Source organism: Aliinostoc sp. HNIBRCY26 (genome assembly GCF_050235535.1).
Taxonomy (GTDB): domain Bacteria; phylum Cyanobacteriota; class Cyanobacteriia; order Cyanobacteriales; family Nostocaceae; genus Trichormus.
Window position 1 is genome coordinate 6848513 of the sequence record NZ_CP189852.1, and the last position, 25179, is coordinate 6873691.

A 25179-nucleotide genomic window follows, 5' to 3' on the forward strand; every position below is an offset into this window, starting at 1 on the left:
ATCAATTGTAGAACCTGTAGTTCTTATTTCTGTCAAAAACTGTAATCCTCGTCCTCCCAGATAGGATTACTAATACTTGATAAACTTTTAACTTATACAACAAATTGAAATCAAGCAGGGAGTTAAATATTTTATAAGCTTCCTGCTTTTTTCTTGGCCAAAGTGCAGAATTTTTGAAAATGAGTATATGATTGAATTTTCAACAATTCCGAAGAAATGAACGAACCAAATCCCATATTGATTACACCAGAGGAAGTGGTGAACTTACTCAAAAGAGAGATGACTTTTAAGGAAGTTTATCAAAAAATTCTGTTTAATAAAGTGATTTGGCAAGTTACCCAAGAACGTGGGATTATCGTCACAGAAGAAGAAATCGAAGCTGAAGCCAATCGCCAGCGACGGGAGAAGCATTTAGAGAAAGCCGCCGATACATTAGCATGGTTGCAGGAAGAAGTCGTGACGACAGATGACTGGGAACTGGGAATTCGCGATCGCCTGTTATCGGAAAAATTAGCTAATGTATTATTTGCCGCCGAAGTAGAAGATTTTTTCTATAAAAATAAACTAGACTTTGAGCAAGTTATTTACTATCAAATCATTGTCGATTCTGAAAAACTTGCCCAAGAAATTTATTATCAAATCGAAGATAGCGAAATTAGCTTTTATGAAGCTGCCCATCTTTATAATATAGATATATCCCGCAGAAGAAAGTGCGGTTATGAGGGTCAAGTGTATCGCTTTAACCTGCTAAAAGATATTGCTAAAGTTGTATTCACATCTCAACCCCAACAGTTAATCGGCCCTGTAAAAACTGAACAAGGTTATCACCTACTCATGGTAGAAGAATTTATCCCGGCTGAGTTAACACCCCAAAAGTATCAAGAAATTCTTCATCATTTATTTCATAAATGGTTATTAGTGGAGAGTCAAAGGACTTCCAATTAAAAACGGCAATGGGAATGGGGAATGGGGAATGGGGTATAGGCCATAGGGCATGGGGCATTGAGTAAAAAATTCTACCTTCCCTTGTCTCCCTTGTCTCCCTTGTCCCCCTTGTCCCCAATCCCCAGTCCCCAGTCCCCAATCCCCAAAAACTACATAAGGTCAACCAGCCTAGAATTAAGAACAGATGTCAGGCGATACTGCTATTGATGGTTAAGTTGACAGACTTATGGGTGTGACATCGCGATATTGGCAACTGGTGAAAATTGATGGAGTGGGAAGGCGACAGGTTCAAGAAATTACGCCAGCTAAGGTGTTTTTTGCTGAATTGTTTCCGGCGATCGCACATAATGCAGATAATGACCTTCCCGATGCAGAAATTCAACGGGAATTGCTGCAAGTGGCGCAGGATGCACCCATTGATAGATGCTTGTTAGCACAGCGTTGTCTGTTGTGCTTGATCTCTTGGCAAATTGAACAGGCTTGCTTGCAGATAGCAGAGAAGTTTGGCACTACTCATGGGTTTAGTAGTGTTGATTTATTACCCTATGTTTTAGATGATGACGGTTCTATTCAACCTAGTGATGACTATCAATGTTCTGCACGCAAGATTTTGCAAACTTTTGACCCCCAACAAAGCAGCCTGACAACCTGGACAACCACAAGAGTTAAACATGATGCCGGACTCAATAAATTTTTGCTAGAGTGCGGGGTATATTTGGTGAGTGATTGGGCAATTTTGAATGATACTCGTCCTCATCAAATACAACGTATATTTACAGAGTTTTACTCACTAACGCCCCATGAAATCCAACAAGCACAACAACTTTTAGACAGCTATCATGCTGTTTATCGTACTGCCCGTTTACAACAACGGGCGCAGGGAAAAGGCGGTAAATGTAGTGTCCCAACAACACAACAACTGCAACAAATTGCCACTCTTCTAGCGAGTAAAACAGGTCAAACTTTCAAAAGTGAAATTGTGTTGACCAAATTGCAACAACTTGCTGACCGACTGCGACAATACCGGATTTATATTCGTGGTGGATATTTACCGACGGAATCTTTAGATAATCTTCTACCAAATAACTATGTTGATACTCCAAAACTGTTAGATAATGAAGATGAACAATTAGAATTTTTACAGTTATATCGACCACAGTTTTTAAGTTGTTTAGAACAAGCTTTAGCTGTGGTGATACAATCGCGAGTCCATAAATTGCAAAAGAAAAAGGGTGATAAAGCTAAACAGTTTTTAACAGCACTCCAGTTATTTCACTGTCAAAATTTATCTATGACAGAGATTGCCGCAAGGGTAGAATTACGCGCCCAAGATGCTGTCACACGCCTTTTAAAACTTAAAGAATTTCGTAACGATGTTAGTCAGCAGCTTTTAATGATGTTATGCGATCGCGTGCTGGAACTAGCCAAAAAATATTCCCAAATAGAAAGCCTGACAACTTTAGAACAGCAAATTAAAATAGCTCTGAATGAACAAGTTGAATCTGTCATTAGAGAAGCAGAAATCCAAGCACAAACGGCGAGACCTTATATTAAAACCAGTTTATTTAATGATAGACTCTGCCGCTATCTTGATGTCATTAATGAGGTGAAATGAATAACTTAGCAACTAACGATTCCCCAAAGCGGCTAGAATTTGAAACTTTACCAACAGCCGCCATTACTCTGACTACTACACAAATTAGTCAGGCTGTAGAAATCAGTAATCAAATTAATCATTCGTCGCAGCAATGGCAAGTTTATCTTCAGGCTTTAGCATTAATTGCATTTGAGTCATGGCTAGATGAACGCTCAGATTCCCTGAAGATTAACCTGGAAAATTGTACCCTTTTGCAACCAGGATTAGCAACTGCGATCGCGGCTGTTGCCAATTTACAAATAGGTGAATTTAAGCTGTGTTTACTCACAACTACTAGTCTCACGGATAATCAAGTTACTTTACCGAGAGCAGTTGTAGATTTACCAGAGTATATTGCTCATTTTTATGTCTTACTGGAAGTCTTAGAAGAACAAGAAGCTGTCACTATCTCTAGTTATTTAACCTATTCAGAATTAAGAGATAACTTTTTAAAAATCAATTTACAAGCCTCAGCCGACTGGAATTATCACATTCCTATCAATTGGTTTATATCTGACCCAGACCGCTTATTACTATACTTACATTGTTTAGAGCCAGCAGCAATTACCTTACCCAAAATAAACAACAAAAATACACAGGTATTAGCCAAAGTTCAACAGGAATTATTGAATTTATTACCTCAATTGCACTCACCAGAAATTGAACTGTGGCAAATATTAACTTGGGAACAGGGGATAGCTGTAATCACTCATCCAGAATTACTCACTTGGGTATATAATTTACCCCAGCAACAACATGATTATTCATTACAAAACAGTTTAAAAGACTTACTCAAATTATTAACCCAACCTGCCTTAAATGTGGGTCGTTGGCTGTGGGATGAATTGGATGAATTAGCACAAGAATTGGCTTGGCAATTATTGCCAGTTGTCACCCCCGCCGCCGCTATGAGGAGTCCGACAGAAGAATTTACAGCCATTGTGACGCAACTGCAACAGCGAAATATTGAAATCCCCATGCAAGCGCGGGGTGCATATCAAGATTTTCTCTTAACAGGAATTCCCCTGCGTTTATATGCTGTAGCTTGGCATTTGTTATCAGAATCAGACCCGCATTTATGGACATTGTTGTTAGTCTTGGGTACAGCTTCTCATCAGACTTTACCTAGTAACTTAAAGTTAAGGGTAAGTGACCAAACAGGAGTATTAATAGAAAAGGGGATAAATCCACAGCAGGGAGAAGCTTATTTATTTACGCGTGTAGTTGGTAATTGGGATGAAAAGTTTTTAGTCACTGTGAGTTTAATGGATGGGGTCGAGGTGAATTTACCTCCATTTACATTCTGCCCCAAGAAAGTAATTTAGGTGTGCTGGTTACAGTTTTAGTAACAAAATCTTACTTGAATTTTGAATTGATTCATATTCTGATATTGGCAGATCATGATGATTGCAACGACGTTTTATTTAAAAGTTCAACAATTCCATAAATCATGTGCTTTTGAATTATCTTGGGGGCTAGGGCAGCAAATTTTAGTGACAGTTGCCTATCCTGAAGAACTGCAATTAAAATATCAAGAATGGCAGCGTATTTATCTGCGATTTTATAATCATGGACTGCGAGGTAGAGTAGAAGAATTTGGTAGTTTAGTTGCGCCTCCTGTTGACTGGAATTCACAATTAATTCAAGCAGAAGCGCAACTTTTAGCAGCGTTTCATCACTGGTTACGTAGTGCAGAATTGTATGAAATTCGAGCAACTATCGCCCAGGCTACTACTAATATTGACGTTTTTCTGACTTGTCATCCTCTAGATTTAGCACGTTTACCTTGGGAAGTCTGGGAATTTGGCGCAGAGTTTGGGAAGTCGTCTACTAGGAAGATTAGAATTGTTCGCACAGCTTTAAATCGTAAGGAAGCAGTTAATCAGAGGCGACGCAATGGAAAGGCTAAGATTTTGGTGATTTTGGGGGATGAAACAGGTTTAAATTTTCAAGCTGAAAAAAAAGCTATAGCCGCTTTAGGTTCTCTCGTAGAAACAACTTTTATTGGCTGGCAACCAGCAGTTAATATTAATGAATTAAAAATGCAAATTGTAAAGGCGATCGCAGCAGATTCAGGTTGGGATATCCTCTTATTTCTAGGACACAGTAATGAAACTAGTTTAACTGGGGGAGAAATTGCGATCGCTCCCCATGTTGCTTTATCAATTAGTGAAATAGAACAATCATTAATTACTGCTAAATCTAGAGGATTACAGTTTGCAATTTTTAATTCTTGTCAGGGCTTAAGCATTGCCAATAAATTAATTGATTTAGGTTTAAGTCAAGTAGCAGTGATGCGTGAACCCATCCATAATGATGTAGCTAAAGAGTTTTTAACGCAATTTGTCCGGGCTTTAGCTAACTACCAAGATGTGCAGGAAGCATTAATCACTGCGGCTCAATATTTGCAAATAGAAAAACATCTAACTTATCCCAGTGCTTATTTAATTCCTTCTTTATTCCGTTATCCTGACACAGATTTATTTCGCCTCCAACCCTATGGAATTCGGCAATTAATTCAAAGTTTTCAACCCAGCCGCCAAGAAGCGATCGCTCTAGCAATTATCTTATTTATTAGTCTACTATTACCAGTACAAAATTTCTTATTACAAAGACGTTTATTAGTACAAGCTATTTATCGCCGATTAACTAATCAAGTCACCAACTCTAATAATCAGCCACCAGTGCTTTTAGTAGAAATTGATGAAGAGTCTATCCGCAAAGCCAAAATATCTAACCCAAAACCATTAGATCGCAAATATCTAGCCAGTCTTGTTGACAAATTAGTGGCTAATCAAGCAAAGGTAGTCGGTATTGATTATGTCTTAGATCGACACCAAGAACAAAGCGATCGCTTCCTCGCCAACTCCATTCAAACTGCGGTTTCTCAACCCCAACCGACATGGTTTGTCTTTGCAGCTACTTCTGATCCTAACGGCGTATGGCTACAGACATTACCTAATATTGCTAGCCTCAACTGGAGTTTACAAGGGGAGATTGAATTTCTGCCTGGGTATATGCAATTATTCCCTATAGATGATTTACAAGCACAACCTTGGTACTTTTCGAGTTTATTAACACTGTCATACCAATTACAAAAAATACCCAATTCACCACAACCAAAATTAGATAGTCAGATTGACTTTTTACAACAGATTAATATGTTTTTAAAAGAGGGTAATAAAAGTCATCAAACTATTTTATTATCACCGCGATCGCATCTACAACCAGTTACCGCCTTGAGTTATTGGCTAGAACAAATGTGGATGCACCCAATTGTTGATTTCTCAATTCCACCTCAGCAAATATATCAAACAATCCCCGCTTGGCAATTACTCGAAAATCAAGGTATCCCGCCAAATTTATCCCAGCAAATTGTGATGATTGTGCCTGGTGGTTATAACGATGCAGGTGTTGATTTCGATGGTGAAGATAATTTGCATGGTGCAAATTTACCTTTAGCTGTTAAATATTGGCGACAACAACAAAATACTTTAAATAACAATCGGGTATTAACAGGAGGAGAATATCATGCTTATATGGTACATCATTTATTAACTAAAAGATTAGTGACACCCATTCCCGATATTTGGCTAATTGGTATAGCAATTATCTTGGGTAAGAGCCTGTATTTATGGCAAAATCATCAAAAACATGATTTTAAGAAATTATTAGCCATGACTACAATAACTACAGGCTTATACGGTATACTCAGTTTGCAATTATATATGACATCATCTGCTGTGTTGTTTCCTTGGTTTTTACCATCAGCTACATTGTGGTTTTATATTTTGCGTATTGTCTTCCCTAGAAAAAAATATGGTTAAAACTGTAGTTTCAAATCTATCTATTTTAGCCCTCAGCTTAATTAGTTTCATAGGAATAAACCAGCAATTAATTATAGCTGAAAAGAAAAATCCACCTAATACATCTTGGTTTAATATTTCTCGCCCATTATTTACGAAAAAACCACCTGTTAGCCCGCGCAAAGGTGGTTCACGCCCCACAGAAATCATCTGTATGATTTCTCCAGATGCGCCCAAGACGACAAGAAAAATTTGGAGCGATCGCCCGTTATTTATCTGGCAAGGTAATGTTAGGGAAGTTACTGTTAAACCGGTAAATAAGAATCAGGTTTTATGGTTTGAAACAGTCAAAGATACTCAGCAGATTATCTATAATGGTGAACCTTTAAAACCAGGTCAAAGCTATAAATGGGAAGTCAACTCCAACAGATTTATTACATTTCAAATCATCGATACACAACAGCGCGATCGCATCACAACCCAATTGCAGACTATAGAAGCTCAACTGCAAAAACAAGGGGCAAATCAAGAAGCGATCGCCCTTGCTAAAGCTAACTATTTCGCCGAATATCAATTATGGTCAGACGTATTGCAACAAATATATTCTGTCAATCCACCTTCCGCCGAATTAAATAATCTGCGTCAACAAATCACTCAAAATCTCTGTACAAACTAATAATTTTAACAGGGAACAGGAACTGCCGAAAAAGATCCAAATGTGGGGAGAGGGGTTTTCCCGATACCGTGAAAATTCAGGCTTAAAATTCCGGGTCGCTTAACCGATTACTCGGACGACTTTGATATAAATCTTGGATAACTTGGACAGCGACAACTACAACCACCAGGGTGATGACAGCAATAGGTAATAAACCTTTGCCAAAAATAGCGATCGCTACTAATAAAATTGCCCCTATGATGCGATATTGAGATCGGATTTTGCAATAGCGAATCACACCAAAATTATGCAAAATACTGATGGCTGTTAAACATAAAGCTACAGCACCGCATATTAACCACCTTTGGGGATCAGGAAGTGCTACCTTTGACTGGTGAAGGATGACCTCTTCTACACCTACACCAGCAGCTGCTATCCCAATTACTAAAGGTAAGTGAGTATACAGCCAAATATTCATAATACTGACTTTGCCACTAACTTTTGCGGCTTCAATGGGTGTTCCGCCTAAATTATCGAAATAAATCCACCACAACCCAAAAGCAATACCTAGCCCAAATAAACCAGAAATGGCGGTAAAAATATTCCAATGGTGTTCAGAAACTCCATTGACGACAGCAATGATGGCTTCACCTAAAACAATAATAGTAAACAGCCCAAATCTTTCAGGAAGGTGGGAAGCATGGGGAAGAAGTCCCATTTGGACTTTGTGTGCTGTTAAGGGTGTGGCAAAGTCAATGATAATTCCTAAACCCCAAAGTACAAATCGCCAAGGCGCAGGTAAAAAGGCGGATAGTAACCACAATACAGCAGCGATCGCAAAACCGATGGCATAATGAGTAGTTAGAGCCTTGGCTGCTGGTATATGTATTCCCGCCAAAACATACTGAACTACTAAAATCGCTCTACCCAAAGCATAGGCTAAGGCAAATCCGGCTGCACTCTCACTCAAACCATGATGAATATTCACCGCCATCGCTGCGGCTGTCAGCATTTGTACTCCAACTAGCAGGCGATGTCCAATATCATCACTATCAAAGCGGTTTGCGTAAAATGTTGTGCCAATCCAAGACCACCAAACAGGTATAAATAAAACTACAAATCCCCATAAGCCTGACGGGGAGATATGACTTTTTAAATTGTGTGCTAGCTGAGAGACTGCAACCACAAACACCAAATCATAAAACAACTCCAGCCAAGTTGCGCGTCTTTCTTCCTCGTTATCTTCGCCAATCCGTAACCTGGGAGTGTGCAGAAAATTTGCCATAGTGGTATATGCTCATTGCTAATTGTTTTTTACCATTAGTCGTGCGTGAGGGGAAGACAGGAAAGCAAGGGAATTTCTGCCCAATAAAGAAAATCTACCCTAGAGGCTGAAGTGCTTGTGGGGGGAAGATTAGAAGAGTTTAGTAAACAAGTAAGTCTGTTGAGGCGTGTTTAGAATGAAATAGTTAGCAGCTGATTCTACACACAGAGCTACAGAGGAACGCAATGCTAATTTTTGAGGAACACTTTCAAGATAATCGCTGTAGTTGGGTGACACGGGATAGCTCAGAGTGCAGCCTTTACATGGAAGTGGGTCACTATGTATTTGACCACAAACGGGCAGGGGATGCTTATTGGCTATCGTGGAACTCGACAGAGTTCTTTTACGACAGAAGCGATTTTCATATTCACATGGTCTTAGAAAAAGCTGCTGGTGTAGAGGATCATGGTTATGGATTCGTCTGGGGACTATTGGACGATCGCAATTTTTTTGAGTTCGTGATTTCTGGTAATGCTTGTTATCGCATTGCTGAGGTGAGGAATGGTAGTTTTGTCAACTACACAGATTGGAAACGTTGCGATCGCATTCAGCGCGGTAATGCTGTTAACTTATTAGAAATTTGCCGGGTGGGGAATTTTGTCGAGTTTTACATTAACAGTACCCTGGTAGATAAGTTTCCTGCCGATAAGTTAATGGATGTCCCCGGCCGTAATTTTGGTTTTGTCATCCACGACAAAATTAAAATGAAAGTTCACAGTCTCATGGTTAGCGCACCCGATGCGGAAAAAGACCTCAGCGATGGCAGTTTAGAGGTTTATGATTCGAGATACGAAACCAAAGCTAACTTTGTGGAGCATGAGCCACCTGGCGACGATAGTCTAGAGCAAGTATTTGCAGATTTAAAGGCATTAGTTGGACATGAGCGCACTAAACAGCAACTTTTTTCCTTAGCAAATTACCTCAAAGTCCAAACTGAGCGACAAAAACGGGGTTTAAAAACTGTAGACATTTCCCTCCATCTGATGCTGTACGGGCCTCCAGGGACGGGTAAAACTACAATTGCGCGCTTGGTGGGGAGGTTGTACAAACAGTTGGGATTTCTGGAACGGGGACACGTTGTGGAAACTGACCGGGCGGGAATTGTCAGTGGCTATATTGGTCAAACTGCGCTGAGGGTAGAAAATGCTGTCCAGCAAGCTTTAGATGGTGTCTTGTTCATTGATGAAGCCCACGCCCTAGTCCCCGAAGATAGCCCCAATGACTATGGTAAAGAAGCATTGCAGATATTAATTAAACGGATGGAAGATTGTCGCGATCGCTTGGCGGTGGTCATTGCTGGTTACACTGAAGAAATGGATCGCTTACTTGCTTCTAACCCTGGTTTTAAATCCCGCCTACACCGCTTATTTTACTTAGATCACTATAATCCCCAAGAGTTATTATTAATTTTCAAAAAATTCTGTCACGATAATGGCTACACTCTAGATGCTTCAGCCCACATCATCTTACAGGCTACCTTTGAACTGGCTCATGTCAAACGAGATAGAAATTTTGGTAATGGACGGTTTGCGCGTGCTTTATTTGAACGCAGTATTGAAAAACAAGCAAATCGCATTGTCCATAATCTCCACAAGCTAGATGATTTTGAGCTAACTTTGATTACGGCTGAGGATTTATCTGGTAGTTAATGTCCGTAGAGCCAATTGCAATTTTTATGATCATGCTTTCTCAACGCTTCAGCCAGGCTTTAATCTACGCTACGGAACTACACGCTAGCCAAGTGCGTAAAGGTTCTGGTGTTCCCTATATTGCCCATTTATTGGGTGTAACTAGTATTGCTTTAGAATACGGTGCGAATGAAGATGAAGCGATCGCAGCTCTATTACATGATGCCATAGAAGACCAAGGGGGCGCAGCTACACGCGCCGAAATTCTCCGCCGCTTTGGTGAAAATGTCACAAACATCGTAGATGGTTGCACGGATGCTGATACCACCCCTAAACCGCCTTGGCGACAACGCAAGGAAGCATATATTGCTCATCTAGCGACAGCTTCGCCATCAGTGCTACTGGTATCATCTGCCGATAAACTGCACAACCTACGCTCACTGCTACAAGATTATCGTTTAGTGGGTGAATCTCTATGGCAACGCTTCCAAGGCGGTAAAGACGGTACATTGTGGTACTATCGAACACTCATAGATGCACTCAGAAAAATTCAACTGACTGCCATTGTGGAAGACTTAACAAGAGCTATGAAGGAATTGGAGGCATTAGTAGAAGGCAGGGGGGCAGGGGAGCAGGGAGCAGGGAGCAGGGAGCAGGGGGGCTAGGAAAGCAAATATAATGCCCCATTCCCAATGCCCCATTCCCAATGCCCCATTCCCAAATTAACGGAACATACTACTTACAGAAGTATCTTCGTGAATGCGCCAGATGGTTTCCCCTAACAAATTGGCTACTGATAGTGTCACAAGTTGGGGAAATCGCTTTTCTTCGGGAATAGGAATAGTGTTAGTAACAATTACTTCCTCGAACAAGCCACTCGATAATCTCTCAACTGCTGGTGGGGAAAAAACTGCGTGGGTGGCACAAGCATATACTTGGCGTGCGCCTTCTTCCCGCAATAACCGCGCACCTTCGGCAATAGTTCCGCCTGTATCAATCATGTCGTCAACTAAAACGGCGGTTTTACCTTTTACATCACCAATCACATTCAAGACTTCCGCTACATTGTGTGCTTGACGACGCTTGTCAATGATGGCTAGGGGCGCATCATTCAGTTTTTTCGCAAAAGCCCTCGCTCTGGCTACACCACCAACGTCGGGGGAGACAACCACAATATCATGCAGTTGTTTGCTGACTAAATAGTCTAATATGACTGGTGAACCGTAGACATGATCAAAGGGAATATCGAAATAACCCTGAATTTGCGCTGCGTGTAAATCCATCGCCAAAACGCGGTTAGCACCTGCTTGGGTAATCAGGTTAGCCACTAGCTTGGCGGTGATGGATTCTCTGCCGGCTGTTTTGCGATCGGCACGAGCGTAACCATAGTAGGGTAAGACTGCTGTTACTTGTCTAGCAGAAGCACGCCGACAAGCATCAATCATAATCAGCAGTTCCATTAAATGGTCATTAACGGGCTGACAACTCGGTTGGATGAGGTAGACATCACAACCGCGAATTGATTCTTGAATTTGGACATACAATTCCCCATCTGCAAATCTTTTGCGAATCATGGGGCCTAAATCCATACCCAGGTAACGGGCTACTTCTTGGGAAAGTGATATATTGGCAGAACCAGAAAAAAGCCGCAAGCGATGATTTTCAGTCAGCCCTGTTGCGGCTGGCTGCATTCTAAAAGCGGTAGAACTGAGTACAGCAGATCCTCGATGTGCATTCATGGCGATATTAGCACTAGATATTTAGTAGGTTTAACGGAAATAGACCAAAAAAAACATCTGTGAGTTTTCTTTAAGCTTTGATAATGAGTTTAAATATCTCTCAACATAATTATCAATTGCTCATATTCCCTTCCTTGTTGTAAGAACCGTTCCATAGATGGACTGATACCAATTCTGTAAACTAGTCTCATTAGTTAAACCTGGGGTGATAAGAAAAAACCGCACTTTCTTGTGGTTGCTGCCTCTACCCATTGTATGTCTGAATTCAAGAATAAATTAATCTTGAACAGAGTTAACAATCCTATGGGATTGGGAATAATTCCGAGCATAAATTTTATTTTTCGAGAAACACAGGTTCTCAGCTCTGAGGAATAATTGAGGATTGCCGTAGCATTCAGAAAACATAGACTTCTACCAACAAGTATGTTGAGGGTATCTGTAGTGTTTGCTGAATGTCTAACTGATAGTGGTTGCAAAATTATAATATAAACTGACTGACTATATTTTTGGTTGAAAATCACAAAAATTTTTCTGTTTTCGATGTGGCTGGGTCAAAGTTGATTTGTGGAAGTCTTGACTGATGAGTCTTGTGGTGATTGGGTTTCGCTGGTTATGAGTGTGGGTAAATAGTGAATGTGTCAAACATTAAATAGCAAAATTTGACTACTAATAATCAGGACTAGTAGAGCTATGTAGACTAATAGAACTAAAACTATGAAACTTGGCTGTATTTACCGCTAGAGACACTACATTTACAGGGAATAGATTTACGGTAATAATGCCGATAGCATACTTTTAGCAAAGTGAGCAAGGTGAATAACTGCGATTGTTTTTATTGTTTCAACGCAGTTATTATTGCTGATCTGGCACTGAAAGATGATGCTAGCTTCACAAAGTTATGGGGTGATTTTGGAGTGAGTTTATCACTTTGATGTCAGGGCTGTTGCTGACAGCAGATTTGAGATTTACGACTGTATATATTTTGGGCAAATATATCTTACCACGGTAATTAACGATGTCAAAACTATATTTGTTTGATATGCTTTAGCATTTACCTACTCCGCAAATTGCGATTCCTGTAAATCTTCTGGTGTGAGATGAGAATGCACTACCTGACCATCCCGAAACCAGACAATACGCCGAGTTTGACGCGCCACTTCTGGTTCGTGTGTCACCATAACGACTGTAATTCCACTCTGATTAAGTTCGGTGAAAATATCTAGAACTTCTTGGGTAGTGCGAGAATCGAGTGCGCCGGTTGGTTCATCAGCCAGGAGAACAACGGGACGGTTGACAATGGCACGGGCGATCGCTACTCTTTGTTGTTGTCCACCAGAAAGTTGAGTAGGTTTGTTACTCAGTCGCTTTTCTAAGCCTACTTTAATTAGTGCTTCTGTGGCGCGATCGCGTCTTTCGTTGGGATTAACACCCGCATACACCATTGGTAACATCACATTTTCTAAAGCCGTGAGTTGGGGTAGCAGGTGAAATTGTTGGAAGACAAACCCCAGTTTTTTGTTGCGAATGTGCGCTAAATCTGCATCATTCATTTGTGCCACATCAACGTCATCTAGATAATAATGTCCAGTGCTAGGGCGATCGAGACAGCCGATAATATTCATAGCTGTGGACTTACCTGAACCGGAAGGCCCCATAATGGAACAATATTCACCTTCGTCGATTGCTAAGTTGACATTATTTAAAGCCTGAATTTCAGTTTCTCCACTACCGTAGATTTTGAAGATATTTTCTAGACGAATGATTGCTGATTTCGGTACTGGATTAGGAACGAGTGAATCAGTAATGGAAATGGTTGGCATAGGATTTTAGTCAATGGTCAATAGTCAATAGTCATTAGTCAATAGTCATTAGTCAACAGTCATTAGTTCTTAGTCTATATTAAGAGACTGTGACCTTTGTTACCTGTTCCCCAATCCCCAATCCCCAGTCCCCAATCCCCAATCCCCAGTCCCCAATCCCCAATCCCCAGTCCCCAATCCCCAGTCCCCAATCCCCAGTCCCCAATCCCCACTCCTCGCGACTAACTCTTAGGTAAAGTAATGGTAAACGTGCTTCCTTCATTTAACCTAGAACGCACTGTGACATTACCATCCATGCTTTCTACAAGGGTTTTGACGATAGATAAACCTAAACCGGAACCACCTATGGAACTCGTGCGGGCTTCGTCGGCGCGGTAGAATCTTTCAAAAATCCGTGATTGTTGTTGTAAAGGTATGCCATAACCTTGATCAGCAACTTGAATGATAGCTGCTTGTTCTTGTTGATCTAACTTCAAAGTTATGGGTGTATTTGCTTCAGAATATTTTACGGCGTTATCAATTAAGTTAAGTAATACTTGTTTGAGGCGATTGTAGTCGGCTTTAGCGATAATTGGGTTAGTTTTATTTTCAATAATTATCTGGCGATCGCTGTATTTCTCTGCCATCCCTGCCACTTCTACAATTAAATCATTTAATACGCATTCTTCTAAACAAAATTGCAAATAACCACTATCGGCTCTCGCTAAATCTAATAAATCTTGCAGGAGTCGAATTGTTCTTTCGGCTTCTGATGCAGCAGTTTCTAAGGCTTCTCGCTGCATTTCATTGAGGTTGGTTTGGCGGCGTAAAACACTTTGTAAATAGCCGTGTACTATTGTTAGAGGTGTGCGTAATTCATGGGAAACATTACTGACAAATTGACGCTCCTGTTCCCAAGATTGGGACAGGCGAGCTAACATCATATTGAAGGTTTGAGCTAATTCTTTGACTTCACTTGGTGCTTTATCTAGATATAATTTGGCTTGTCCTAAATCCGCGATGGAAATTACAGATGTCATTTGACTAAGCTGCATTAATGGTTGCAAAGAACGCTTGACATAAATGGCGATCGCGATGGACATGACGATAATTGTTACAATACTGCCAACACCCAAACTCCGCACCATTACTAAAAACATTTGCTGTTCACGGGTGACATCCTGAATCACAAATAAGTTACCTAGAATTTTTCCCTTGACGGGAACAGCACCACCACACAACACAAAATAACGTCCCCCTACTTTTTCTATGCGTGCTTGTAGGATCATTTCACCCAGGGACATTAATTCAGTTGTGGTTTTATTCGGTAACTGGTTCCAGTTATTAGATTTACCTATAATCTGATTTTCAGAATTTTTTACCCATAAATATGTATTGGTTGCTGTGAGGCTATCAATTGATTTTTGCAGTGCAGCTTCTGGCGGCATCATTTCGCTATAAATCTGCACATCACGAGGTAGCCGTTGAGCAATTGTTTCAGTATTATGTTTATGGTTATTGATTAAAATTTGCTGTATTTTCCACCCCGTCCAGAATGCTAAGTTTCCTAGACCTAAAGTAGAAAGTACAGCAATCCCAATTGTTAAACGTAAGCGTAAGGAAAACGGATCTATTTTTGGGTGCAATTTGTGAAGTTGTTTCACTTGGGAGCTTGATTATTTGGGGTTAGACAAGTTTTCTGGACGTAATTACATTGATAAATGTATGACTCTTGCCAATTTAAGGGAATTTCTAATAAGTCTCGTGAACCTGTAAATCCTTGACCAAGAAATAGTAATAAAGCCACACAATTTAAAATGGTATGTATCAACCGCCAGCGATGTGATCTATCTTGATAAATATCTTGGACAATCGCTACAGAAAAAATCATGAGTAATGATGCGGTAATTCCTATATAATAGTGTGACCAGTACCATTCACTCGTGCGGCGAAATACGCCATCTTGACAGCCTAAAATTACTAAAGATGTACCAGTTAATGTGGCGAATACACCACGCCATAAACGTTCTCTTGCTCGCAACAGTAAGACTAAACAAATTATAGCTAAAACAAACATCAATAGAATAAATATTACTGAGAATAAGTTTTGATTCCACAGTTGCTTTTTGATGATATTTTTCCCAATAGGGTAGGCTAACCCTAATAAGCATAAACCGACAACAGCAATACATAGCCATTCCCCAATTCGCTTATGTTCTCCACCTACAATTGGCGGAATCTTGCTTTTACCACCGTCTGCACTTTGTAGTCTGCGTTCCCGTGTCTGCCAAGCAAAATAACTCACAATACCAATGCAGGGGAAAACAATGGTAACTGCGATCGCCGGATGTACAAGTCCTAAGAAATCTACTAATTCCATATTAATAACAGATATTCAATTTTTATTTTTATGTAAATTAATTCACTACAGAAATTTAATATTTATGTAGCTTTATAAAGCAGCATAACCAAATGTAGCATTAAATTTACGGCACCAAATAGCTACAGATTTATAGTTTGCTAGCTTGATATTTTGTGGTACGGCATAACGTTGTTTACCACTAATTTTTTGCAAAGGGGCAATCTGGGTATAATCTTGTTCTTTAATACCCGATACTGGTGGCGCATCAGTACGATAAAGAATCACAAATAAATCTGGGCCGTTATCTGTTTTGAAATTTTCATCAAATTCTAGATATTGTTTACCTGCTTCTGTGACAACTGCAACTTTCCCCTTAGTCGGGTGTTCTGCTGCTTGAAAATTACCAACTCCAACAGGCGCACTAGCACTAGTTTTCGTAGCATTTGGTGTTGGATTATCAACTTGATTATTGCTAGGCTCTCCTGTGCAGCCAACAAATAGATTCGTAATAATTGCCAAAAGGATTAAATATTTCCATTTCATTTTTTAACAATCCTCAAACTTTCATACCAGAATTAATTTAATACTTTATCTGTCTAATTAAATTAATTTATGCTGAGAATTTGTTAAAAATTAATTTCTTTGATTATTATTTAAGTAATTCTAGCGAATATTTTAAAATTTATTGCCTTTTTTATATTTTATTGTCATTTTATCCAAGATTTTACTTAAATTTAAATGTATATTAATTTACGTAATTTATAAGTAATACAAACTATATAAAGACGCTATCCGGAAGTAGTTATTTGCTCTTGTATCTTTATAAAGAGCGAAAATCACCTTTTTCAGCGAATTTTACGGAGTATACTAATGCTGCGATCGCTTAGAAAAACACTTGTATTAACAGTCCTACTGGTGTTTTCTTTCTTACTACAGCCTAACACGGCTCTCGCTTTCATCTCCTTTGATGGTCAATTCACGGCTACAAATGCTTGCGAAGCGGTAGTTTCTATCAAAAAAGGAACTAACCCTGGCAATGTGAGATTAAAGCTGGGAGAAACTTACCAAACTGTTGGCAAGAATAAAGACATACCCTCTCACTACTTATTACAAATTTCTCAAGCTAATCCTCCTCAACGTTGGGTTGAGGCTAGTTGTCTGAATATCGCGAGTTTACCAGTTGATACAACTCCTAATCCCACTCCCGACACGCCTATAATTCCAATTCCCGTCGGTGAAGATTACTTATTAGCTATCAGTTGGCAACCTGCATTTTGTGAAAGCAAACCAGACAAAGAAGAATGCAAAAGATTAGCTAAAAATCCCAGTCGTCCTGAAGCCACTAATTTCACCTTGCATGGTCTTTGGCCTCAACCTGAAGATAATGTTTATTGTGGTGTTAGTAGAAATGATAGGGCTTTGGATGGCGATCCAAAGATCAATAATGGCAATGATAGGGACTGGTCAAAATTACCAGCAGTAGAAAAAGAGTTGTCCCCTGAAACTTGGCAAAAATTACAAGCTGTGATGCCTGGGACATTATCCAATCTGCACCGCCACGAATGGATTAAACATGGTACTTGTTACCAAGCCACACCAGAAGAGTATTTTTCTGAGTCAATTGTGCTTCTGCAAGCCTTTAATCAATCACCCGTGCAGCAGCTATTTGCTAATAGTATTGGTCGTCAACTTGCTGTCAGAGAAATTGATAAATCCTTATCATCTTTTGGTGCTAAAACAGGAGATAAAGTAGAAGTAAAATGTGATAAATCATTACGTATAGGTGAACTTTGGGTAAATCTCAATGGTGAGATTACACCAGATACTCCAGTTTCTCAATTGCTGGTTAATAGCCCAAATGCCGAACCTGAAAAACCAACTAAATCCTGCTTGGTTGATGATGCTCGTGATTAGTATTGTACTTCTCGTATCAATATCTTATTGAATTGGTATAAGAAGAAAAGCGATCGCATTTTGAGATACTTGAAGTGCGATCGCTCTTTAATATCAAAGATTTTAGGTTCCTAATTTGCGGATAATACGTAGACTATACTTATAGTAATAAAATCACTATTTTAAGTATCAAATTTTACATGAAACAACAAGGTGCTATTCTCTGGCTCACAGGGTTAAGTGGTGCTGGCAAAACGACAATTGCTCAAAGACTATCCCAAGAACTACAAGCACGCAATTACTCAGTAGAATTACTAGATGGTGATGTCGTTCGCACCCATCTTTCACAAGGACTAGGCTTTAGCAAACAAGACCGAGATACAAATGTGCGTCGGATTGGCTTTGTGGCTAACTTGCTCAGTCGTCATGGCATAATAGCGATCGCTGCTGCTATCAGCCCTTATCGTGAAGTGCGTGAGGAACTCAAACAAACAACTACCAACTTTATCGAAATTTACGTCCAAGCACCACTAGCGGTTTGTGAATCTCGTGATGTCAAGGGACTTTACGCCAAAGCCAGGGCCGGGGAAATCAAACATTTTACTGGCATTTCTGACCCCTACGAAGCCCCAATTAATGCAGATATTATCTGTCAAACTGATAAATTTACAGTGGCAGAATGTGTTAACCAAGTGCTTGATTATCTAGAAACTCAAGGTTTGATTATGACAGTTTCGATTTAGCCTGTCTGTTTTGAGGACTTTATCAGCAAGCTGTTCTAGAAGAACGGAGCTTTAAACCGATTTTCTTGGTAAATTATGAAAGGACTTGGGCATAGTCATTTGGGGAGATGTCAATCGTTCTAGTTGTCATCTAGGTTGAGAGGGTTGAATAATTAATGTGATAGAAATGATTCGACCTCAAGCTATTTACATTCCCGACCCAGAAACCAACCCAGAACCCAACCCATCACCAGAACCTACAATTCCCTCACCTTTACCTGAGCCTGTACCAGAAACTGTACCAGCTCCCATTCCCCAAACAGTTCCGGGGACTATTCCCCAAACAGTTCCAGGAACTATTCCCCAGACGATACCTAATCCCGTCTAATTTTTCTTTGTCAACAAACTCAAAATTACATCTAAAATGCTAAGAGCCGGAATAGTCGGACTTCCCAACGTCGGAAAATCTACTTTATTTAATGCTGTAGTCGCTAACGCCAAAGCAGAAGCGGCTAACTTTCCGTTTTGTACCATTGAACCCAATGTCGGCGTTGTCGCAGTACCGGATGAACGTTTAAACAAACTTTCTCAAATTTCCGGTTCAGCACAAATTATCCCCGCACGGATTGAGTTTGTCGATATCGCTGGCCTAGTCAAAGGTGCTAGCCAAGGTGAAGGACTAGGTAATCAATTTCTCTCGCACATTCGCGAAGTAGATGCGATCGTTCATGTGGTACGTTGTTTTGAAAATGACGATATCATCCACGTAGCTGGTTCAGTTGACCCAGCACGAGATATTGAAATCATTAGTTTAGAACTAGGTTTATCTGACTTAGCACAAATCGAACGCCGCATTGAACGCACCCGCAAACAAGCACGCACCAGCAAAGAAGCACAATTTGAAGTCACAGTTCTAGAAAAATTAGCTGCGGCTTTAAATGAAGGTAAATCAGTGCGTCAAGTCAGTTTGACTGAAGAAGAAGCCGAAATTATTAAAGGTTTAGGACTGTTAACTAATAAACCTATTATCTATGCTGCCAATGTCTCAGAAGATGACTTAGCCACAGGTAATAATTTTGTAGAACAAGTGCGACAAATTGCAGCGCAAGACAATGCTCAAGTCGTGATTGTTTCGGCGCAAGTAGAGGCGGAACTTGTAGAATTGCCAGAGGAAGATAAAGCTGATTTTCTGGCTTCTTTAGGTGTAGAAGAAGGCGGTTTAAAATCTTTAATTCGTGCAACTTACACCCTCTTAGGTTTACGCACATATTTTACTAGCGGCCCCAAAGAAACCCGCGCCTGGACTATTCATGCTGGAATGTCAGCACCCCAAGCCGCAGGTGTAATTCACTCCGATTTTGAACGTGGTTTTATTCGTGCTGAAACCGTTGCTTACAATGATTTAGTCACAACGGGTTCTATGAACGCAGCGAAAGAAAAAGGTTTAGTGCGAAGTGAAGGTAAAGAGTATACTGTGCAGGAAGGCGATGTGATGTTGTTTAGATTTAATGTGTAGTTAATCAAGGGTGTAAGGAAGGCAAAAGGCAAAAGTAGAAAAATAATTTTTTACCTTTTTCCTTTTTACTTTTGCCTTTTTATGCCCTATTAATTATCTTGTCCTACAGTGTAAATATAGCCACCTAAATTTTCATCATCTGTACCCACAACTAAGCCACCATTTGCACCAGTAACTAGTTCTAAAGCTTCAATTTTGTGGTATTTAAAACGGTAGAGAGGAAATAACTGTGGGTTTTGTTTCCAGGTAATTTTGTCACCAGATAATCCGAAATAACCAGCCACATAAACAGCAGATTCAAACGGGCCATCATCACCTGTGTCACTAGCAGATGTGATGTAGACAATTCCGGCTGCATCTACCTTAATATCGGAAATGTGGCGGACATTATTAGTGGGGAATGGTACTTTGATCTGTGCAGAACCGATGGGAGTAATTTGATATTTTGCTAAGTCAAATAATCCCCAATAAATAATCGCTGGTTCTTTATCTGCGCCTCGATGCGCCCAAACTGCAATTAATTTACCGTCGATATTTTGTAATGTAAATCCTTCAAAATTACTGTCTGGAGGAATTTTTGCTAATTCAAATACTTTGATGAGTGAGATAGTTTTATTTGTAGGATTTAATTGAATATCATAACCTTTGCCAGCACTGCTAAAAGCTATAAACCGAGAGTTGCTTTTACCAGGAATAGATGTTAAAGCTTCTAAATCTAGGGGTAATTCGGTATTATTTGGCCAATCTATAGGAAAATAGACTGGGGATTCCTGACCTTGAATACTAATAATTGCTAAACGACCTTGATTTTTCTGCTTGTTGTCATGAACAATGAGGAAATCTACAGCATTATCTTTCTGGCTTAATACTGACATCCCACTGATACCAAAGCTAATCCCACCGCGAACAGGTCGCCAAGACTGTGCTAAGACTTGTTGGGATATCAGTAGTAAAGCCGCCACAATCAAAATCTTGATAACTAACTTGTGTCTCAGTTTTTTCATTAATTAGCTCTGGTATTGAATGTAATAAAAGTAACATGAAGATGGCGATCGCCTAAAAAACCTCGCCACCATACTAGCTTGGTGTATTATATTCTGGTGGGATTATTAAGAATTTTTCCTATTAATTGCTATGAGTTTTTTCTTTGGTATTGAACATGAAGTGGCTTTCCTCAACCGAGAAGGAAAGTTTGCAGATTTTACCTGTACAAAATTTGCAGATTTCGCTCAAATTGTAGATCAACTACCCATATATCCTGATGACCATTTGCAATTGCGAGTAGGTGATGCTGGTATTAGGAAAAAAAGATGGTACATTGAAGGGTTTGAAAGATTTGCTGATTCCGACGAAGTTATTGACTGTACCTCCAAGGGGATCGAAATTAGAACTACAATACACTCCTGTATTCAGGATGTAATCCAAGAATTATCCAATAGTTTTGATTTACTATCTCAAGTAGCTGCTCAATTCGGATTTTCACCAGTTTTAACTAGTTTTAATCCCTACAAAACGGTTTTTGAACCAAACCCACCATTAAATGAATATGAAATACAGCAGTTACAAGCCTATCCCGATGAACAAACTGCTTATATTTACATGGTTTCATACGGGCCCGACTTAAATATTTCTTGTCCAGGTTTATCTATTCCGCAGGTAATTGATATTGGAAAAAAGTTGACTTACTACAGTCCTTATATTGTGCCTTTTAGTTATAGTTCGCCTTTTTATAACGGCACACTTTGGGAAGGTTTATCAGTGAGGACATTTATCAGAACAGGCAAAAGGTCAGCTACCTTAGTATTTGTGCCTGAAGCAGAAAAATTAATTAAAAGTGTGCCGTCACTCACAAAAATAGCTCGTTTACCAGCCGAAGTAGGACGCATTGAGTTTAAAGCCTTTGATACTTGTGATGATTTTAATATCTATGCCGCATTATTAGCATTATTAAAAGGCTTAATACTAGATGATTCATTAAATGGTAGAGCCATCACGCCGGACACATCTCTACATCAATTATCAGCAAAAGTGGGTTTTGAACACGAAGATATATTTAATAATGCTCAACAAATCTTGCAAGCAGCAAAATTTGCACTCAGAGATGATCCTGATGTGGAATTGTTAACACCATTGCAATTAATGTTAGAAAAACGCCGTACAAAATCTCATGAATTAATAGATGTTTTTCACAGTGTAGGCTCTATTGAAAATACACTTAGACAAACTTATTAGTGAGGGACTGGGGACTGGAAATTTTAGATTTTAGATTGTGGATTTTAGATTGAATTCAATCCACAATCCACAATCCACGTAGTAAACCTGATAATTGATAAATATTTTAATCTCTAGGTGCTGGTTTCTCACTATCTGTATTAGATTGTGAGTCAATATCTTGACTGGGGGGAATCTTTTCAATAGGAATTAGAGCATCCATCACTGACTTGACGATGGGGGCTGCAACAGTTGAACCGTAAGCGTTTGCTCCTTTGGGTTCGTCAACTACAGCTAAAACTACATAACGGGGAGAATTTACCGGTAAAATGCCGATAAAACTGGTAATCCTAGCACCAGGAATGTAACCACCGTTAGGACTAGCTTTTTGGGCTGTTCCTGTTTTTCCACCTATGCGATAACCAGGAATTTGAGCAGCTTTTCCTGTTCCTTCCGTGACCACAGTTTCCATCATTTCTACAACTTTTTGTGCTGTGCTTGCTGAGAAAATTTGGCGTGGGGCTGGGCGATTAGGTGTGTAGTGAACTTGTCCTTTACTATCAACTAATCCTTGTACGATATGAGGCGTGACTAATTTTCCACCATTAGCTAACGCGCCTTGCATTTGGACTAACTGTAAGGGTGTTAGAGAGAAACCTTGACCGAAAGAGGCGGTTGCATACTCGATAGGTGAACGAATAAATGTTTCTTGATTTTTGAGTTTACTAGTAGCTACAGAGGGTAAGTCTGTATCAACTGCTTGTCCTAAACCCAAGCGTTCTAACCAGTTGTAATAAACCGAAGGTTTTAACCTTTGGATGATTTGCACCATCCCGATGTTGCTGGAGTTTTGCAGAATTTGAGCAATATTAATCCGCCCATAACCATTGAGACCAGCATTTCTAATGGTGTATTTTCCGACTTGAATTGCACCAGGGTCGTTAAATGTATCATCGGCTTTGATGACTCCATTTTCCAATGCGATCGCCACATTTAACGGTTTAAATGTTGACCCTGGCTCGTAGAGATCCGAGACTGTCCAGTTTTTAAATAGAGAAATATCTGCTTTAGAATAATCGTTAGGGTTATAGGTAGGTTGAGAAACTAGGGCTAAAATTGAGCCATCGAAAGCATCCATGACAATAACAGCCCCACGTTTACCCTGAAACTTTTCTAGTTGATCTTTAAGTGCAGTTCGAGCTGCCCTTTGCAGACGGCTATCAATGGTCAATTTCATCCGTAAATCGTCAGCATTCAGAAAACCTTCAGGCGCGTAGTCTGGCATTAATGCGCCATTACCAGCCCGACTTAAGCGCACAGTTTTCACAGAACGTTCCAACCACTGTTGCTGAGAAAGTTCCACACCAGCTTGGCCTAGTCTGTCAACATTGACATATCCCACAATATCTGCCAGTAAGTCTCCTTGGGGGTAATAGCGGGAGTATTTGGGGATCAACTCAAAACCATTTAACCGTAAGGCTGTAACTTGATCAGCTGTGGTTTCAGGCAAACTTGAGGATAGGGTAATCCCCGTTTTGCGGCTTTGAAAAATTTTGACTAAATCAGCTGGAGTTTTGTCGAGAAGGGGAGCTAATTTTTCCGCTATGGCTTCCTGCGACTTGTCAAACAACTTGGGATGGGCATACAGAGTATACACAGGACGGTCAACCGCTAACACATTATCATTGCGATCGACAATCAGACGACGGGGCATATAGGGGCGCAAATTCACCATTTGCTGGTTTCTCGCCCTCTGTGTGAGCTTGTTCCCCTGGATGATTTGTAGATTATACAAATTGATAGCCAATCCTAATCCACAGGCCATTAATATGCCCCAAACAGTCAATAATCGGGATTTAGGATTTGATGTTTGTTCTGGAATGGAGGGGACTGTGTTGTTCCGATTCCGTTCTCGATTAACCCTTTGCCGTCCAGTAAATTCCGCAGGCTGACGCAATTTTCTGAATTTTAATTGACTTGGTGATTTTGGCATTACCCTGATTTTTTCTGGTGACTGTTGACTGTTGGCTGTTGACCGAAAATCAATATGCCATTGGCGAGGAAGTAGGCTGTTTTGTTTCTGAAGTTGGTTTCTTGTCTGGGGATTTCAGAGGGGTGGGTGGGGATGTCGTAGATAAGAAAACGCTATTAGCCGGAGATGGTGATACTAACCCTGTACTGGATTTTTCTGCTTCCTCGGCCATTTTATTTTTGAGGGTGGCGTTGGTAGTTGTCATTTGTCGCTCATAGCGTTGGAGGTTTTGCAACCTCCGATAATTTTGCCCCCAAAGTTCTTGGGCGTAAACTGTCCACCCATAGACAGCTAGAACTGAACTTACCAATAAAAAAGCAATGATCGAGGAATGGCGATGTAAGGCGTTGAGTCTTAACAACCACAAGGGCATAACTTGGGCGTTAGGTACTACAGGTAAGTCCAGAGATTCTGACTTTGTGTTTCTTAATTTCGGGTGTGGTGGACTTTTGAGGGTTGAGGATGCTGGTGAAAGAGGACTTTCTCTTCTAGGATTTAAGGGCAGAGACAAGCCTTTTGAGGTAGGACGTTGTGTTTTAGTGATTACGGGAGAGGGTTCGGTGATAGCACTAGAACCCAAACTTGTCGATTTTCGCCTCCTGCGTCTGGGCGTAGAACCTTGGCGAAACCAACTACCAGTTGTAGAAACAGCTGATTTACGAACAGCAGCCATAACTTTTTACGATAAGAAATAATGTATTGTAATCTGATTATCCGTTTTTGCTAAGGTTAGACTTACCCTCTAGTCACAAATGCGAATAATACCTGGATTGATGCCCATCAGGTTAGTTTACCGAAAAACTGGGTTGAACGACTCAAGTGTTATCCCCACGCTATCAACAGGGCGATCGCATACTATAATGTCTGATCTATTTACTAGATTCTGATAATTGACAGATTTTCGGTTTCTG

Annotated in this window: 22 protein-coding genes; 13 read left to right on the forward strand and 9 right to left on the reverse strand. The window is 40.1% G+C overall.

The genetic code is table 11. The features are described 5' to 3' along the window. Nucleotides 1-216 precede the first annotated feature (216 nt). The 5 genes from ACQFX9_RS28895 to ACQFX9_RS28915 all read left to right on the forward strand — a co-directional run bounded on the left by ACQFX9_RS28895 (nucleotide 217) and on the right by ACQFX9_RS28915 (nucleotide 7063). On the forward strand, nucleotides 217-945 hold the full coding sequence (locus ACQFX9_RS28895) for a foldase protein PrsA (protein ID WP_427159942.1): 729 nt from the start codon (nucleotides 217-219) through the stop codon (nucleotides 943-945). A 226-nt stretch (nucleotides 946-1171) separates the two neighbouring features. Further along, nucleotides 1172-2560, forward strand: a complete 1389-nt coding sequence (locus tag ACQFX9_RS28900) for a hypothetical protein (RefSeq protein ID WP_427159943.1) — start codon at nucleotides 1172-1174, stop codon at nucleotides 2558-2560. Beyond that, the gene (locus ACQFX9_RS28905) at nucleotides 2557-3906 is read left to right on the forward strand and encodes a DUF1822 family protein (RefSeq protein ID WP_427159944.1); all 1350 of its coding nucleotides are present in this window, start codon (nucleotides 2557-2559) and stop codon (nucleotides 3904-3906) included. The genes ACQFX9_RS28900 and ACQFX9_RS28905 overlap by 4 nt, the downstream gene beginning before the upstream one ends. 75 nt (nucleotides 3907-3981) lie before the next feature. Then, entirely contained in the window at nucleotides 3982-6408 is a 2427-nt protein-coding gene (locus ACQFX9_RS28910) for a CHASE2 domain-containing protein (protein ID WP_427159945.1), read from the forward strand. Continuing rightward, nucleotides 6401-7063 carry a DUF928 domain-containing protein gene (locus ACQFX9_RS28915; RefSeq protein WP_427159946.1) on the forward strand — a complete coding sequence of 221 codons (663 nt, stop codon included), beginning with the start codon at nucleotides 6401-6403 and terminating at the stop codon, nucleotides 7061-7063. Before ACQFX9_RS28910 ends, ACQFX9_RS28915 begins: the two co-directional genes overlap by 8 nt. Before the next feature lie 82 nt (nucleotides 7064-7145). Here ACQFX9_RS28915 and ACQFX9_RS28920 read toward each other — a convergent pair whose 3' ends face one another. Next, the gene (locus ACQFX9_RS28920; protein ID WP_427159947.1) at nucleotides 7146-8327 is read right to left on the reverse strand and encodes a low temperature requirement protein A; all 1182 of its coding nucleotides are present in this window, start codon (nucleotides 8325-8327) and stop codon (nucleotides 7146-7148) included. Between the two features lie 224 nt (nucleotides 8328-8551). On the opposite strand from ACQFX9_RS28920, the gene ACQFX9_RS28925 reads away from it, so the two are divergent. Then, nucleotides 8552-10015: an AAA family ATPase gene (locus ACQFX9_RS28925; protein WP_427159948.1), complete on the forward strand. Its 1464-nt coding sequence runs from the start codon at nucleotides 8552-8554 to the stop codon at nucleotides 10013-10015. A gap of 32 nt (nucleotides 10016-10047) precedes the next feature. After that, nucleotides 10048-10659 (forward strand): HD domain-containing protein, encoded by a 612-nt coding sequence (locus tag ACQFX9_RS28930; protein WP_427163028.1) that lies wholly within the window; start codon nucleotides 10048-10050, stop codon nucleotides 10657-10659. A gap of 57 nt (nucleotides 10660-10716) precedes the next feature. Here the strand turns inward: ACQFX9_RS28930 and ACQFX9_RS28935 are convergent, their stop codons facing one another. Both ACQFX9_RS28935 and ACQFX9_RS28940 read right to left on the reverse strand, forming a co-directional pair. Then, entirely contained in the window at nucleotides 10717-11733 is a 1017-nt protein-coding gene (locus ACQFX9_RS28935; RefSeq protein ID WP_427159949.1) for a ribose-phosphate pyrophosphokinase, read from the reverse strand. Nucleotides 11734-12788: 1055 nt separating this feature from the next. Beyond that, entirely contained in the window at nucleotides 12789-13553 is a 765-nt protein-coding gene (locus ACQFX9_RS28940; protein WP_427159950.1) for an ABC transporter ATP-binding protein, read from the reverse strand. A 96-nt stretch (nucleotides 13554-13649) separates the two neighbouring features. On the opposite strand from ACQFX9_RS28940, the gene ACQFX9_RS28945 reads away from it, so the two are divergent. Then, nucleotides 13650-13778 carry a hypothetical protein gene (locus ACQFX9_RS28945; RefSeq protein WP_427159951.1) on the forward strand — a complete coding sequence of 43 codons (129 nt, stop codon included), beginning with the start codon at nucleotides 13650-13652 and terminating at the stop codon, nucleotides 13776-13778. Here ACQFX9_RS28945 and ACQFX9_RS28950 read toward each other — a convergent pair. The 3 genes from ACQFX9_RS28950 to ACQFX9_RS28960 all read right to left on the reverse strand — a co-directional run bounded on the left by ACQFX9_RS28950 (nucleotide 13775) and on the right by ACQFX9_RS28960 (nucleotide 16437). Next, on the reverse strand, nucleotides 13775-15196 hold the full coding sequence (locus tag ACQFX9_RS28950; RefSeq protein WP_427159952.1) for a sensor histidine kinase: 1422 nt from the start codon (nucleotides 15194-15196) through the stop codon (nucleotides 13775-13777). The two genes, ACQFX9_RS28945 and ACQFX9_RS28950, sit on opposite strands and share 4 nt — an antisense overlap. Continuing rightward, on the reverse strand, nucleotides 15193-15912 hold the full coding sequence (locus tag ACQFX9_RS28955) for a DUF4079 domain-containing protein (RefSeq protein ID WP_427159953.1): 720 nt from the start codon (nucleotides 15910-15912) through the stop codon (nucleotides 15193-15195). Before ACQFX9_RS28955 ends, ACQFX9_RS28950 begins: the two co-directional genes overlap by 4 nt. A gap of 72 nt (nucleotides 15913-15984) precedes the next feature. After that, nucleotides 15985-16437 carry a DM13 domain-containing protein gene (locus ACQFX9_RS28960; RefSeq protein ID WP_427159954.1) on the reverse strand — a complete coding sequence of 151 codons (453 nt, stop codon included), beginning with the start codon at nucleotides 16435-16437 and terminating at the stop codon, nucleotides 15985-15987. Between the two features lie 327 nt (nucleotides 16438-16764). Between ACQFX9_RS28960 and ACQFX9_RS28965 the strand changes: the two genes are divergently transcribed. From ACQFX9_RS28965 to ychF, 4 genes are all read left to right on the forward strand, one after another. Continuing rightward, entirely contained in the window at nucleotides 16765-17808 is a 1044-nt protein-coding gene (locus ACQFX9_RS28965) for a ribonuclease T2 family protein (RefSeq protein WP_427159955.1), read from the forward strand. A gap of 179 nt (nucleotides 17809-17987) precedes the next feature. After that, nucleotides 17988-18530, forward strand: a complete 543-nt coding sequence (gene cysC, locus ACQFX9_RS28970; protein ID WP_427159956.1) for an adenylyl-sulfate kinase — start codon at nucleotides 17988-17990, stop codon at nucleotides 18528-18530. Nucleotides 18531-18696: 166 nt separating this feature from the next. Next, a complete protein-coding gene (locus ACQFX9_RS28975; RefSeq protein ID WP_427159957.1) occupies nucleotides 18697-18897 on the forward strand; it encodes a hypothetical protein in 201 nt (66 codons plus the stop codon). Between the two features lie 36 nt (nucleotides 18898-18933). Then, entirely contained in the window at nucleotides 18934-20025 is a 1092-nt protein-coding gene (gene ychF, locus ACQFX9_RS28980) for a redox-regulated ATPase YchF (protein ID WP_427159958.1), read from the forward strand. 89 nt (nucleotides 20026-20114) lie between these two features. On the opposite strand, the gene ACQFX9_RS28985 is transcribed toward ychF, so the two are convergent. Next, nucleotides 20115-21029: a hypothetical protein gene (locus ACQFX9_RS28985; RefSeq protein ID WP_427159959.1), complete on the reverse strand. Its 915-nt coding sequence runs from the start codon at nucleotides 21027-21029 to the stop codon at nucleotides 20115-20117. A gap of 130 nt (nucleotides 21030-21159) precedes the next feature. Here ACQFX9_RS28985 and ACQFX9_RS28990 point away from each other — a divergent pair, with 130 nt between their 5' ends. After that, complete coding sequence (locus tag ACQFX9_RS28990) at nucleotides 21160-22257, forward strand: glutamate--cysteine ligase (protein WP_427159960.1); 1098 nt, start codon at nucleotides 21160-21162, stop codon at nucleotides 22255-22257. A gap of 106 nt (nucleotides 22258-22363) precedes the next feature. Here ACQFX9_RS28990 and ACQFX9_RS28995 read toward each other — a convergent pair whose 3' ends face one another. Together ACQFX9_RS28995 and ACQFX9_RS29000 are read right to left on the reverse strand one after the other, a co-directional pair. Beyond that, nucleotides 22364-24229 (reverse strand): peptidoglycan D,D-transpeptidase FtsI family protein, encoded by a 1866-nt coding sequence (locus ACQFX9_RS28995; RefSeq protein ID WP_427159961.1) that lies wholly within the window; start codon nucleotides 24227-24229, stop codon nucleotides 22364-22366. Nucleotides 24230-24278: 49 nt separating this feature from the next. Then, nucleotides 24279-24941, reverse strand: a complete 663-nt coding sequence (locus ACQFX9_RS29000) for a hypothetical protein (protein ID WP_427159962.1) — start codon at nucleotides 24939-24941, stop codon at nucleotides 24279-24281. Between the last annotated feature and the right edge of the window lie 238 nt (nucleotides 24942-25179).